This is a genomic window from Nostoc sp. C96 (assembly GCF_059384975.1).
The window spans coordinates 2,127,518-2,142,541 of the sequence record NZ_CM182020.1; the positions used below are offsets into that span (position 1 = coordinate 2,127,518).

A 15,024-nucleotide genomic window follows, 5' to 3' on the forward strand; every position below is an offset into this window, starting at 1 on the left:
CCTGATTGCTAATAACCACTAACAGATGTTAGTTAGCGTTGAAAGCTGGGAAAAATGAAGTTGTTAAGAGTTTAACCAAAGGACAATTCAGCAATCAGGAGACAGAATACCCAAACTGTATTTTGTCAAAGCAATAGATAAATTGTGGTTTTCAGTCGCTAATCTTAATTGAGATATGGCGCATTCTGACTCTTTTTCATCGCAAAAAAGAATTACAAAATAAGGCTTTAATCAGCATGAGTTCTGACTTTCAACCACCCCCTAAAGGCTTGTCCATCCTCACTTCTGTAGGCGGGGTGGTTACGGCGGTGATTGCGATCGCTGGGTTAAATTTTTGGTCTGGTCGTATTTCGCAAAAGACACAAACATCTGAAGTAGAAACACAAGCACAAAAAATCGCAAAACTTGATGCGAACTCCGCAGTTTCACCAGGAACACCAATTGCGACTAGTGAACTGACCAGCAAAACACCCTATATTGCGCCGGGAGTTGGTAAACTCGACGCAGCAGATATGGCAGCTGCGCGTTTAGCTTGGTCTTATTTTCAACAAAACTGGAACGAAAAAACTGGCTTAGTGAATTCTGCGGATGGTTTTGCATCTGTAACTATTTGGGATCAAGCAGCTGCGATCGCTGCTTTGGTGAGTGCGAAAGAACTCAACATTATTACCAGCACCGAATTTGAAGCGAAGATGACTAAGATGTTGCAGACTCTAGCATCCCTACCTTTATATAAAGGTGAATTGCCCAACAAAGTCTACAACGCCAAAACTTTGATACCTGTGAATTATGGTCAGCTAGATAAACGCGAAGAAATTGGTTGGATCAGCGATTGATTTGGGACGAATGGCCATTTGGTTGAAGATTGTAGAAGCCAAGTATCCCAAAATGCGATCGCCTGTACAAGCTGTTTGGCAGCACTGGAAAGTCAAGCGCCTGACGAAAAACGGTCAGATGTACGGTACTGCTGTTGTTGAAGGCAAAGAACAGTATAACCAAGAAGGTCGCTTGGGCTATGAAAACTATGCCGCCTACGGTTTGAAACTGTGGGGTTTAGATGTCAAGCAAGCCTTAGATTATCAGTCTAATACTGCCTTTGTGAATCTTTACGGTCAAGGAATTCCTTACGATCGCCGGGATGGGAATAACTCTGGGGGGAATAACTACGTCCTTAGTGAACCTTATATTCTGGACGGTATGGAAACAGGCTTTCAAGCATTACCCAAAGCTTATGCCGATAGAATTTTAGCTGCTCAAGCAGCGCGTTATCAAGCCACAAAAGAATTAACCGCCCTAACAGAAGACAATTTAGATCGTCCGCCTTACTTTGTCTATAACAGCTTGTTTGTGAACGGTAAACCTTGGGCGACAATTACCGATACTCAAGCACAACATAATAATTTACGTTTTCTCAGTGCCAAAGCGGCGATCGGTTGGCACATACTTTATCAAACAGACTACACGCGTTCCCTAACTGATACAGTTTTCCAGCAACTGAAATCAGATAAAGGTTGGTACAACGGCTTATACGAATCTCTGCGTCAACCAAATAAATCTCTCACTGCTAATAATAATGGCGTGATTTTAGAAAGCTTTCTTTATAAACAAGTGGGTAAACCTTTAATTGTTTGGGCGGGAATTAATTGAATAATAGCTAATTTGTAATTAAAAGCTTTCATACAAGTTATTAATTACTAATTATTGAAACTCAGAATTCTGACGATTAAAATTTTTTTTAATTTTATGTACCAGTACTTTTCACAAAAAATGTGGAGATGGATTGCATTGTTCTTAGTTGGAACATTGATGCAATTTTTGGTTTACATACCTACTCCAGTCTTATCTCAAAATGCTAATAGCTGTAGCAATATTACTGCGCCCCTCACAGCAGAAGAACAAACTTATGCGCGTGGTGCTTGGCAGTATTTTGTCAAAAATTATCAGCCAGCGACAGGATTGACCAATGCGGCTGGGGGTTATCCTTCGGGAACCCTTTGGGATATGGGGAATTATCTGATGGCGTTGAATGCGGCGCGATGGATGAATCTCACAGATCAAGCAGACTTTGATTCTCGTCTGAATAAATTTTTAACAGGTTTAGGCAATCTCAAGTTGTTTGAAGATGCTTTACCCAATAAAGTTTACAATACCGCTACTGGACAGATGGTTGATTATGGCAACAATCCGATTGAGCGAGGTATTGGCTGGTCGGCTTTAGATATCGGTCGGGTTTTAGCTGCATTTGATGTCATTCGTACTTGTCATCCTCAATATAATGATTGGCTTAAAGGAATTGTCGCCAAATGGCAAGTAGGGCGATCGCTCAAAGATGGACAACTTTACGGTGCTACTGTTTTACCTGATAACAAAACATTATTAGTCCAAGAAGGGCGACTCGGTTACGAAGAATATGGTGCTAGAGGTTATCAACTTTGGGGTTTTGCTGCACCCAAAGCTCTGGCTTTGGAACCCTATAAAATGGTTGAAGTTAATGGTGTACAAATTCCCGTTGATACTCGTGATTTTCAAAGCACTAACGCGAATAATTACGTTGTTAGTGAGTCTTATATTCTGGATGGAATTGAATTTGGCTTACAAGGTGAGTTAGCCGATTTTGCGGCGAGAGTTCTCGAAGTGCAGAAGCGGCGTTACGAAGCTACAGGTCAGTTGACAGCGGTGACAGAAGACAACATCGACCAAGCACCTTATTTTCTCTACAACACTGTTTACGCCAACGGGCAGAACTGGGCTACAATTACCGACACCAACCAACCTTATCCTCAGTTCCGCAGTGTGAGTACAAAAGCTGCTTTTGGTTGGCGTTACTTGTACCCAGATAATGCTTACGCTCAAAAGCTGTTTGATGCAGTTAAGGATCTCCGCAGTCCTGATGACAGTGGTTATTATGCGGGTATTTATGAGGAATCGAAACAGCCAAATAAAGCCTTAACTGGTAATACCAATGGGCTAATTTTGGAGATTTTGTACTACAAAGCCAGAGGGAATCGTTCTTTAATTACTGGTTCTGTAAATGCAACAGCCAAAGCGCCAAGTAACAATACTTCTGCGGCGACTCCCACACCCACAAATCCACCACAAACATCTGGGAATACTCCTAGAGTTGTGGAGGTAAAAGTTCCTACGCCACCAGCCAATAGTTCTCAAATCGAGGAAGTAGCGATTACACCCATCCCCCCAGTTGATAGTCCAGATTCATCATCTAAGTTGAAATTGACTCGACCTTTAACAGTGGTGGAAAGGCGCTATGCAGAGGCCGCATGGAGATATTTTCAAGCCAATTATCATCCAAAGAATGGCTTAATTGATGATCGCAGCGACTTCAAAGGTACAACTCTCTGGGGATTAGGAGATTATCTCGCCGCACTCCACGCCGCGCGATCGCTGGATGTGATTTCCCCGAAAGAATTTGACCAGCGCACCCGCCATATATTAGCAGCGTTAGGAAAACTACCGTTGTTTGCTGGTGAGTTACCAAATCGGGGTTATGATACGCGGACACTCCAACCTATAGATTACGGCGGAAACCCAGTAATCGAAGGCAATGGTTGGATCAGCCCTGGATATCGGCAGACTTTTAGCCGGGCTGTATAACTTAAAAAGTTATCATCCAGAATATACTAAAGCCGTTGATCAAATTGTCTTAGATTGGTCATACCTCCGGGTAGTCCGGGATGGAGTTCTCTCCAGTGCAACTGTGATTAAAAATCCCCAAGGGCGTTATCTTACCCGCGTCAATCTAGAAACCCGCTTGGGTTATGAAGAATATGCGGCGCGTGCTTTTCAACTGTGGGGATTTGATGTGGAAGGTTCCGCTGTAGGTGGGGAATATCAAACTAGTGTGGTGGAAGGAGTGAAAATACCAACTCAGCGCCAACGCACAGATACTAACTCCAAAGTTAACCAATACACCGTCAGTAATCCTTTCATTCTTTATGGGTTAGAGTTTGGCTTAGATCCGAAAATGCGATCGCTCTTTGAGCCAATTTTCCAAGCCCAAGCCGAACGTTACCGTCGCACCAACACACTCACAGCCTCGGCGACTACCTTAATCGACCGCAAGCCTTACACAGTCCACAGCGCCATTACAGCCCAGGGTAAACCTTGGGAAGCTATAGGTGATGACGGACAAACTTTACCTCAAGGGCGCATGGTCAGTACATCTGTGGCTTTTGCCTATCACGCTCTCCTGCCAGACAATCAGTATAGTCAAAAGTTAGTCCAAGGAACCACTGACTTATATAACCCACTCACAGGTTTTTACGAAGGCTTTTATGAAACCACAGGTAAAACAGCCGTTGGTTTCACCAGCAGTACCAACAGTATGATTTTGCAATCCTTACTATACACACTCACAAATCACCAACCCTTAATTTGTGCAACTACTTCTCTCAAATCTCCCTGGTGGAAAACTATAGCCCAAGGAGATTCCGGCCGCGGTCTCCCCAGAATTCCTCAACCAAAAATTAGCTTAATGTCTGATAGTTCTGGAAGTTACTGGGTATCTGGTAGCAAAAATACAAAAGTTACAAAATGATTTAGTCAGAAACAGGAGTGTAGAGCTAGATATCTCCTGTCTCTACCATAATTTTATTTTTGGTGTCACCATGACTTCTGCATCTATTAATAATTCCACCAACGTTTTCGGCAACAGTCGCTCAATCCTCAAAAAAAGAACATTATTATTTCGCTACCTAGCAGAAATTAATTTAATTTTTGGGATTTGGTATTTACAATGGCGCATCACCCATTCCATCAATTTTGATGCTTTGTGGCTTTCAATTCCGTTGCTATTAGCAGAAATTTATAGCTATTTTGGCGGTGCGATGTTTGTCATTGGTTTATGGCGGCCTTTAGTTCGACAGGTTAAGTCTCTTGACCAAATGATGCCACCTTTACCGCCAGCCGAATGGCCAACAGTAGATGTATTTATCACCTGTTACAATGAACCACCAGAAATTGTTCAACAAACTGCTTTGGCAGCTTTAGCAATAGATTATCCTGCTACTAAGTTGCATGTTTATGTATTAGATGATGGTAACTCGGCTGAAATCCGAGCCATGACAGAAAGGTTATGTATTGCAGATTTGCAATCACCACTCCTACAAAAAGAAGCAAATCGAATTGATACCGAACGCTCACAATTAATAGAACGTCTTCAACAATTAGAAAAATTAAAGTTTAATACTCAAGCTGCTGAAAAATGGTTACAAGAAATTTCATCAACGCAGAATCAAGATAAAACATCTACAGAAGTATTTGTCCAAAGTCTCCAACAGTTTATTTTGTGGTTGCCGCCAGAACATCAAAGTATTACTGAACGACTTAATACTGAGCAACAAGCTTTAGAAAAAGCTATTTACCGCAAAGAACTAGAATTAGTTGAACTGGCTCGATTTCACTACATTGCACGTCCTAAACCTGTGGGTGTACCTCATCATGCCAAAGCAGGTAATCTGAACTATGCAATTTTTTCTGGTGAAACCTATGGAGAATTTATTCTCACTTTAGATGCTGATCATATTCCTAAAGTACAGTTTCTCAAGCGAGTCTTACCCTATTTTTATACATATAATCTTTTCAATGGTAAGTACGAACAAAACCGTATTGCTTTTGTTCAAACACCCCAAGACTTTTATAATATTCCTGCTGGTGATCCTTTTGGACATAAAGCTAGTTTATTTTATGGGCCGCTACAACAAGGAAAAGATGGCATGAATGCGGCCTTTTATACAGGAACAAATGCCGTTCTCCGTCGAGAAGCACTAATTAATGTAGGGCTGCAATATTTTGCTGATGAGTTTAGCAAAGATGAAACAAGATTAGATGAATTTCAATTAGTTGGTGGTGTATCCAGCAATAGTATTACAGAAGATATGAATACAGCTATGCGTTTGCATGGTGCTGGGTGGAAATCTATTTATCATCATGAATTGTTAGCAGAAGGTTTGGCTCCTGATGATTTGAGTTCTACTTTAAAACAGCGACTACGTTGGGCGCAAGGAACTATCCAAGTTTTACTGAGAGAAAATCCCTTTGCAAAACCAGGGCTAACATTTTGGCAACGACTGCAATATTTCAAGACGATGTATAGCTACTTTTCCGGTTTTGCAACTCTTGTATTTATTTCTTGCCCAATTATTTACTTATTTACAGAAATTGCTCCTGTGCAAACCTTCGGGTATGATTTCGCTATACATTTTTTTCCAGCTTTTATAATTAATCGCCTCACTTTTTTAGCAGTGACTTGGGGTATTCCCGCTGGTGAAGTATGGCGTTCAGAACAATATGCGATCGCACTCTTTCCTTTATTAATTCAAGCTGTATGGAGTGTGTTCACTGGACAAAAAATTAATTTCCAAGTCACACCTAAACAACGGCAATCTGGCATTTATCTCCGGTTGGTTTGGCCGCAATTACTTATCTTTTTTCTCACTATTTTAGGTATGTTATGGATTCTTTATCGTTTGGTTATTGGCAATCTCAATCATCCTTGGGTTCACTTACTAAATAGTGCTTGGGCTATTTATAATTTACTGCTATTGTGGGTAGTGATTCGTGCTGCTATTTGGCAACCATCAAAAGAGTCTTAAAGATTTCACCAAAATTACTCATTACTGAATAAAGAAATGATGTAAATTGTATTTTGTAGTCTGAAAGTTAGCAAAAAACTTGCACTTAAAGAATACAAATGCCAAAATATAAAAATGTGAGATTTAATACAAAAAACAGCGAGTAACTAATGAGTTCTAAAATTGAAATAATTCAACCATCGGGAATTTTAAATGGCATTAGTGGTAATCAGTTGCGGCGTGAAGTTAGCGACTTACTAGATAATGGTGTGGAAATTTTATTAATTGATTTGAAAGAAGTTACTTTTATCGATAGCTCTGGCTTAGGGTCTTTAGTCTCAGCAATGCAAATAGCAAAAACTGCTAATGCTAAACTATTTGTTTGCTCTGTAAGTGACCAAGTGAGAATGTTATTTGAATTGACAAAAATTGATCGAGTGATTCAAACCTTTACCGATCAAGATGATTTTAAACAACAAGTATTAACAACTCTGTGAACTAATAAGCAATTACACCATTTGATTTAAGCTGCACTACCAAAATGAATTTTGAGCAAAGAGAAATCATCTTCCAGACTTTGTTGAATATTGAGTGTCATAATTTGCATTAATAGATTTTGAATATGGCAATTATTTACTCGGTTATATTTGATTAATATTTCGATGAAAGCATCGAGTCCCAAGATATTTCCATTTGGTTGATTGATTTCATAAACCCCATCGCTAAATATATAAAGAATGCTATTTGCTTCAATATCAAAAACAGCCTCTGCAAAGTCAACTTCTGGCACAAAGCCTATAGGTAAATCTAAAGAACTCAGTTGTTTAACTTGCAAATTAGTATAAGAGTTACCTGATAGCAGTACAGCAGGTGGATGTCCGGCGTTGGCGTAGACAAGTTGATGCTTAATGCGATGATAAACTCCATACCAGATGGTAAAATATTTAGCACCGTGATTACTCATCTGAAAGTGATGATTGAGTGCTTTGAGAACTTCACTGGGGTGACAAAAATTAGTGTTGGGTAAAGATTGCGATCGCAGAATATTCAGCACAGATACAGAAAGCAGCGCCGAACCTACCCCATGTCCTGATACATCCAGGAGATAAATTACTAAATGCTCGTCATCTAGCCAATAATAATCAAAGCAATCACCGCCTAACTGTGCAGAGGGAATGAATAGTGCTTCTGTAGTTACTTTTCCCGTAAGTGGTGGCGGTAAGAGCGATCGCACATATTCAGCAGCCTCAGCTAATTCTGCTTCCATAATTTGCTTTTGGGTTTGCAAAGTTTGGTTGAGTATTTCTAAAGCTTGTTTTTGACTTTGCAAATCTTGATTTAGTTGATGTAACCTCAGTCCAGCACGGACTCGTGCTTTTAACTCATTCATCTCGATGGGTTTAGAGATAAACTCATCTGCTCCCGCATCCAACCCTCTGACTCTATCGTCTTCTTCTCCTCTAGCTGCTCCCTTAGCAGTCAGCAAAATAAAAAAAGTAGTAGCTAACTCTGGATCTGCTTTAATTTGCCGACACACTTCCAATCCATCTAGTTTTGACATTACCCAATCACAAATAATCAAAGCAGGGCGAAGTCGGCGCGCTTGAGTAATTCCTTCTTCACCGTTTTTCGCCACAGTTATTTCATAACCCTGATTTTCGAGTGTTCTTTTCAGGACTGCCTGAACAATTGGGTCATCATCAATAACTAAAATTTTTACCATAAATTACAGCTTACTCAATATAACAATAATTAAATATCTTATTCACATTTAAAATTAACTAGATTTTAGTTGTAAATGTATAGTAAAAATACTCAAATTAAATAAATTGAGTTCCGCTTATGATATAAGCTCAACATTTAATAAAATCAAAGTGGATCATAAAATTTGTTTAAAAGTCAATACAGACCTGAATGCCTCGTCTGAGATTTTGTCTTGGTTTGAGCAAATTAACCACGCACAAATGATTAATCAACAAATTTGGTGGCAATGTCAAACTCTGTTAATAGAGGGATTTGCCAACATTGTTGAACATGCTCACAAAAATTTACCCAAAGAAACTCCGATTGAGATAGAAGTTTGCTTGTCAAATCAACAGATGGAAATACGCATATTATCTCGCGGAGAAGCGTTTGATTTAGAAAAACAATTAAGAGAAGTCACTGAACTTAAAGATAATCAACAAGAACGAGGACGCGGCTTGAAAATTATGTCGGCGATCGCCGACAAATTGAGCTACGAAAAAATAGCGGATAACTATTACTGTTTATTTATTAGTAAATTTTATTAGAAATATTAAACAAAAAAACTTGACTTATAGCAAAAGTCAAGAATATCAGCCGAATAAATTTTGACAATTTCTTGTTCCCCAAGTGTACGTCTAAGGTCATAAATCAAATAGGATGAAAGCACCATTACCTGATAACGAAGTACAAAGAATAGAGGCGCTTTTAGAATATAAAATCCTCGATACTCCATCTGAGGCAGCATTTGATGACCTGACTCATTTAGCATCGTATATTTGTGGAACTCCGATTGCTTTAATCAGCTTAATTGATCGCAATCGTCAGTGGTTTAAGTCAAAAGTCGGGCTGGATGCACTAGAAACACACAGAGATTTAGCCTTTTGCGCCCATGCCATTTTACAGCCTGACATTTTTACTGTACCTGATGCGACAGATGACGAACGCTTTGCTACCAACCCATTAGTTACCGCTGACCCCGATATTCGGTTTTATGCTGGTGTGCCGTTGATTAACCCTGAAGGCTATGCTGTAGGCACACTTTGCGTAATTGATCGTGTACCACGAAACCTGTCTTCTGAGCAGGTAGAGGCATTACGCACTCTCGGCCGCCAAGTCATCAAGCAAATGGAAATGCGGCGGAATTTAGCAAGTTTAGTACTAGTTGCTGATGAACGTAAGCATAAACAAAAAGTACATAAGCATTTCTTTAAAAGGGTTGCTGGTGGCTTTGGTTTAGCTTCAGTAATTTTAGTTTTGATAGGTCTAATTTCTTACAAAAATACCAAATTATTTATTAATACAAATCATCAAATTCAAAAAACCCAAAAGCAAATTAACCGCTTAGAAACATTACTGTCTGATATTAAAGATGCGGAAGCTGCACAACAAAGTTACATTCTGACAGGAGACAAATTTTATTTAGTTCCATATCAAGCAGCACTGGCAAATATTGATGAACAAATAACAAATCTGCAAAATGCCACAGTAGAGCAACCTCAGAAACAACAGCAGCTAATTATTCTGCAACAACTGATAACAGCTAAACTTATTTTGTTAAAAAAAATCATCAATCTGCGCCAAAGTCAAGGGTTTGTAGTCGCATTGCAGACTATGTTAAAAGATAAAAAAAATAACTTAATGGATGATATCCACAAAGCAATTTATGAGATAGAAAAAGAGGAAAAAGAATTATTAAAAGAGCAATCACAAACGGCAAAAGTCAGTTCCGGCTACACAATTTTAATCCTCGCTTTTGCCATTTTTCTGAGCTTTGTGATTCTGGCTGTAGTCTACTACCTAATTTATTGTGAATTTACGACACGCAAATCGATAGAAGATACACTCCAAGAAGAGCGTAATTTTATTTCAGCAGTGCTGGATACAGCCAGTGCCTTGGTAATAGTGCTTGATGCTCAAGGGCAAATTGTTCGTTTCAATCAAGCTTGTGAGCAAATCACAGGTTACTCATTTGAGGAGGTCAGGGGTAGATATTTCTGGAATTTGTTTTTACTTCCAGAAGAAGTAGAACCAGTCAAAGCAGTATTCGCTCAGTTACAAGCAGGTAATCATCATCAAGGCTATCAAAATTACGAAAACTATTGGGTAACTAAAAATGGTAGTAAGCGGTTGATTGCTTGGTCAAATGCTATTCTCCAAGGCTACGAAGGTGTAGTGGAATATGTTATTGGTACAGGGATTGACATTACCGATAGCAAACGCGCACAAAAACATTTGATTGCACAATATGCAATTACCCGCGTTTTAGCAGAATCAACAACGATCGCCGAAACAATTCCGCAGATTCTCCAAGCTATTTGTGAGAGCTTGGGATGGGATGTGAGTGAAATTTGGATGGTTGACCAGCAAGCAAATGTACTCAGTTTTTTTGACTTGTGGCATCGTGAATCGTTAGATATACAAGACTTGAAAACACAGAGTCAGCAAATCACATTTGCACCAGAAATTGGATTACCTGGTCGTGTTTGGTCGAGTTGTGACAGTGTGTGGTTGACGGATGTTCCTAGTGATGCCAACTTTTTGCGAAACCAAGCTGTAACTCAATTAGGATTGCATAGCGCTTTTGGTTTTCCTGTTCGCAGTGAACATAAAATCTTTGGTGTTATTACCTGTTTCAGCCATCAAATTCAGCAATATGACCAAAATTTGACAAAAATTATTAATTCCATTGGTGAACAAGTAGGGCAGTTTATTCAACGCAAAAAAGCCGAAGAAGAACTACAAAGGCAAAACTTGCGATCGCAATTATTTACAGAAATTACCTTAAAGATTCGCCAATCTTTGCAAATTGAAGAAATTTTAGAAATCACTGTCAAAGAAGTTCAAAAAATTCTGCAAACTGACCGCGTTTTAATTTCGCAAATGTCCCTCAATAGCGCGGATAATATGTTGGTTGAGGCAGTAGTTTCTGACTGGCCATCAATTAAATCACAAAATATTGCTGATTCTTACTTACAAACAGAATATCAACAACAATATTACCTTCAACAATACCGCAAAAAGCAGATTGAAGTGATAGCTGAGTTTGATTTGCTGGGCATTCAACAAAGTCATCTAAAATTACTGCAACAACTGGGAGTAAAAGCCAACTTAGTTATCCCTATACTCGTCAAAGAAGAACTCTGCGGTTTATTAATTGCTCATCAGTGTACCTCTCCCCATCAATGGTCAAGTTTTGAAACTCATCTTCTGAGGCAAATTGCTGACCAAGTAGGTATTGCGATCGCTCAAGCCCAATTACTAAAAGTAGAAACAAGACAACGAGAAGAACTAGAAGTGGCTCGTCGCCAAGCCGAATTAGCTTCTCAAGCCAAAAGTGCATTTTTGGCTAATATGAGTCATGAAATTCGGACTCCCATGAATGCTGTGTTGGGGATGACTGGTTTGATGTTAGAAACTCCCCTCAATCAAGAGCAGCAAGATTTTATTGAAACAATTCGCATTAGCGGTGATGCGCTGTTAAGCCTGATTAACGAGATTTTGGATTTATCCAAACTTGAAGCTGGGGAAATGACTTTAGAAACCCTCAATTTTGATTTAGCAACTTGTGTCGAAGAAGTCTTAGATTTATTAGCTCCCCAAGCGCATCAAAAGCAATTAGAAATTGCCGCTTTAATTTATCGCAACGTTCCAACTCTTCTCCAAGGAGATGCTAGTCGCTTACGGCAAATTTTGATGAACTTGATTAGTAATGCGATCAAGTTCACCAGTACTGGAGAAGTATTAGTCAAAGCCGAATTGTGCTGGGAAAATACCACGACAGCTAATATTCGCTTTGCTATTACCGATACTGGGCTGGGTATTACTACAGAAAACCAACGCAAACTATTTACCTCATTTACCCAAGTACATACTGTTAATACTTACAATTATGGCGGTACTGGTTTGGGATTGGCTATCTGCAAACAACTTGTGACCTTGATGAAAGGAGAAATTGGCGTAGAAAGTGAGTTAGGTAAAGGCTCCGAGTTTTGGTTTGAGATTCCTTTTGCCAAACAAATCCAGCCGAATACGGTAACAGACGATCGCGGAATTTTGTGCGATCGCCGCCTGCTTTTAGTCGATGACAACACTACTAACTACAAAATCATCGCTCATCAAGCCACCCGCTGGGGAATACAGGTAGATAAAGCTGATAGTGCAGACGTGGCTCTCAGCACTATGGAAGCAGCTGATCAGCAAGGAAATCCCTATGATGTGGTTTTAATTGATATGCAGATGTGCCAAACAGATGGGATGGCTTTAGCAGAAACAATCAAGGCTCAACCTACTATGGCTGAGATACCTTTAGTGATGCTGACATCTACTCAGCAGCGGGAGGAAATACAGCGATCGCTCACAATGGGATTTGCTGCTTATTTAGTCAAACCTGTGAAGCCATCCCGCCTCCTGGATACTCTCACAAATATTTTAGGGTTCCAATTACCACCAGAACAACAGCATCTACCAAGTCATCAGGGTTTAGAAATGAACAATTTGCAAAATAGCCGCCTTCATGTTGCTACTGGCTCCACTAAATTAAGAATTCTCGTGGCTGAGGATAATTTAGTCAATCAAAAAGTTGCTCTTAAACAGCTTAAAAGTCTGGGTTACAATGCCGATGTTGCCGCTAATGGCCAAGAAGTTTTACAACTGTTAGAAAAAATTCCTTACGATGTGATTTTGATGGATTGCCAAATGCCAGTTCTGGATGGTTTAGAAACAACCAAAGAAATTCATCGTTGGCATGAAAGTTATTTTGCTAATCGTCGTCGTCCAGTCATCATTGCTATGACAGCTAATGCCATGAAGGAAGATAAACAATTGTGTTTAGATGCTGGTATGGACGACTATCTGAGTAAGCCTGTGATGAAGGAGAAGCTGGCAGCTGTATTAGAACATTGGAGCCAGTTTTTGGTGGAAATTCACACAGATATTAAATCTGTTCATCCAGTTTCTACAACCGCAGAGGATTTAGATACATTGCCCATTGATTGGGAACATTTGCATCAGCTGTCAGAAAATGATCACGAATTTGAAGAGCAACTGTTGGAGATCTTTGTGAAAGATATGTACACTCGTTTAGAGTTAACCAAAGAGGCGATCGCCAACAGTGACTTTCAGTTAATGGCGCAACAAGCCCATCAAATTAAAGGCACTAGTAATAATATCGGAGCTAAATCTATGTATTTAGTTGCGGAAAAATTAGAACAACTGGCTATTTATCAAGAACGCAGAGGTAGCACTGAAATAATTTCAGAACTAGAGAATTTTGTCAACCGTATTCAAGCATTTATAACCAATAGCCATAATTAAAAGAAAAATCCTTCTTTTTTAAGCTAAAGCCCGATTAATTGCCTCTTCTTGACCAACTAAAGATAAGTAAGGTGTTTCTAAATATCGACTAGCGGCGGTTTGGGCATCTTCCACACTCACCGCAGCAATTAGCTCTTGAAATTGGCTGTCAAAATTAATGCCTAACCCTAAGATTTCATACCAGCCGTAAATTTGAGCAATTTGTCCGTTAGTTTGTTTACCTAAAGCATACTGTCCGAGAATTTTATTTTTCGCAGCTTGGAAGGCGTTGGCTGAGACTTCTGTAGTACACAGTAAATCAACTTCTGCCCGCAGTCCTTCAATAGCAATAGTGGTATTTTCTGGGGCTGTACCCATGTAGACGACAAAAGAACCTGGATACAATCGAGTGGGGTAAAAAGCAGAGACTTCGTATGCTAGACCGCGCTTTTCTCGCAATTCCACAAATAAACGGCTAGATAAGCCATTGCCTAAATAGGTAGAAAGCAGTTTAAGTGGGGCGTAGTCTGGAGAATTAACGGCTGCACCTAAATAACCCAACATAACAATTGATTGTTGTGTTTGTAGCGGCTTGAGTAGCTGTTGTGGGTTAACTGGAATTTCTGGCAAATTTAAAACTGGTTGTGCTTGTGTGGGTATTTTCCAGTCACCAAATACTTGTTCTACTAATGCGACTGCTTCTGTTAAGGTAATTCTGCCAGCAATACTCACGACCAAATTATCTGGACGAAAATAAGTTTGGTGATACTGCACCAAGTCTTGGCGGGTAATGCGGCTCATTGTCGTTTCATCTCCTAGCAATGACATAGCATAGGGATGATTTTGATATATTGCCCGCCGCATTTGCTCAAAGGCTAAAGTAAAAGGCTGTTCTTTTTGGGAGCGAATATCTTGTAAAGCTAACCGCCGTTCTAATTCTACCTGTTCTTCGGGGAAGGTAGGCGATCGCAAAATTCGCCCTGCTAGTGCCAATATATTCGCAAAGTCTGAAGTGACGGTCTTCAAGGACAACAAAAAATAATCTGTAGAGGTATCTGCACTCAAACTAGCCCCTACAGATTCTACGTGTTCAGCAATTTCCAAGCTAGAAAGCCCATCACAGCCTTTAGTCATGACAGCGGAAAGTAAATGTGCTAATCCCGCCTGTTCTCGTTGTTCGTAACAACTACCAGCCCGGAGAAAAATTCGCCCTGCAATAATATCCGCCGCTGGATTTTCCGCCACCAACACAACAATGCCGTTATTGAGTACAGTGCGATGAATAAAGGACTGAGAAAGGGAAGGTTTTACGGTTGGAGTCATTTTTGAATAGTCAATAGTCATTGGTCATTGGTGAGTCAGTGCGGTCTTGGGGGTTTCCCCCATGAGCAACTGG

General features: G+C 39.8%; 6 protein-coding genes and 2 pseudogenes. 6 read left to right on the forward strand and 2 right to left on the reverse strand.

What is annotated here, in order from left to right; genetic code table 11:
* The first annotated feature begins 236 nt into the window (after positions 1-236).
* From AC504W_RS09155 to AC504W_RS09170, 4 genes and pseudogenes are all read left to right on the forward strand, one after another.
* Positions 237-1,647: pseudogene (locus tag AC504W_RS09155) on the forward strand (DUF3131 domain-containing protein).
* Positions 1,648-1,806: 159 nt separating this feature from the next.
* Positions 1,807-4,555: pseudogene (locus AC504W_RS09160) on the forward strand (DUF3131 domain-containing protein).
* 70 nt (positions 4,556-4,625) lie between these two features.
* Complete coding sequence (locus tag AC504W_RS09165; protein WP_494877485.1) at positions 4,626-6,611, forward strand: glycosyltransferase family 2 protein; 1,986 nt, start codon at positions 4,626-4,628, stop codon at positions 6,609-6,611.
* A 149-nt stretch (positions 6,612-6,760) separates the two neighbouring features.
* Positions 6,761-7,087 (forward strand): STAS domain-containing protein, encoded by a 327-nt coding sequence (locus AC504W_RS09170; RefSeq protein ID WP_494877487.1) that lies wholly within the window; start codon positions 6,761-6,763, stop codon positions 7,085-7,087.
* Positions 7,088-7,113: 26 nt separating this feature from the next.
* Here the strand turns inward: AC504W_RS09170 and AC504W_RS09175 are convergent, their stop codons facing one another.
* Positions 7,114-8,313 (reverse strand): PP2C family protein-serine/threonine phosphatase, encoded by a 1,200-nt coding sequence (locus AC504W_RS09175; RefSeq protein WP_494877488.1) that lies wholly within the window; start codon positions 8,311-8,313, stop codon positions 7,114-7,116.
* A gap of 151 nt (positions 8,314-8,464) precedes the next feature.
* On the opposite strand from AC504W_RS09175, the gene AC504W_RS09180 reads away from it, so the two are divergent.
* The gene (locus AC504W_RS09180; RefSeq protein WP_494877489.1) at positions 8,465-8,881 is read left to right on the forward strand and encodes an ATP-binding protein; all 417 of its coding nucleotides are present in this window, start codon (positions 8,465-8,467) and stop codon (positions 8,879-8,881) included.
* Positions 8,882-8,993: 112 nt separating this feature from the next.
* Positions 8,994-13,649, forward strand: coding sequence for a response regulator (locus AC504W_RS09185; protein ID WP_494877490.1), 4,656 nt, complete (start codon positions 8,994-8,996; stop codon positions 13,647-13,649).
* 18 nt (positions 13,650-13,667) lie between these two features.
* On the opposite strand, the gene AC504W_RS09190 is transcribed toward AC504W_RS09185, so the two are convergent.
* The gene (locus AC504W_RS09190) at positions 13,668-14,951 is read right to left on the reverse strand and encodes a M16 family metallopeptidase (RefSeq protein ID WP_494877491.1); all 1,284 of its coding nucleotides are present in this window, start codon (positions 14,949-14,951) and stop codon (positions 13,668-13,670) included.
* Positions 14,952-15,024: the final 73 nt, after the last annotated feature.

Excerpts from the sequence above, each read along its gene's own strand:
- AC504W_RS09175 (WP_494877488.1), bottom strand. The coding sequence starts at position 8,313 with ATGGTAAAAATTTTAGTTATTGATGATGACCCAATTGTTCAGGCAGTC.
- AC504W_RS09190 (WP_494877491.1), bottom strand. The coding sequence starts at position 14,951 with ATGACTCCAACCGTAAAACCTTCCCTTTCTCAGTCCTTTATTCATCGC.
- AC504W_RS09165 (WP_494877485.1), top strand. The coding sequence starts at position 4,626 with ATGACTTCTGCATCTATTAATAATTCCACCAACGTTTTCGGCAACAGT.
- AC504W_RS09185 (WP_494877490.1), top strand. The coding sequence starts at position 8,994 with ATGAAAGCACCATTACCTGATAACGAAGTACAAAGAATAGAGGCGCTT.
- AC504W_RS09170 (WP_494877487.1), top strand. The coding sequence starts at position 6,761 with ATGAGTTCTAAAATTGAAATAATTCAACCATCGGGAATTTTAAATGGC.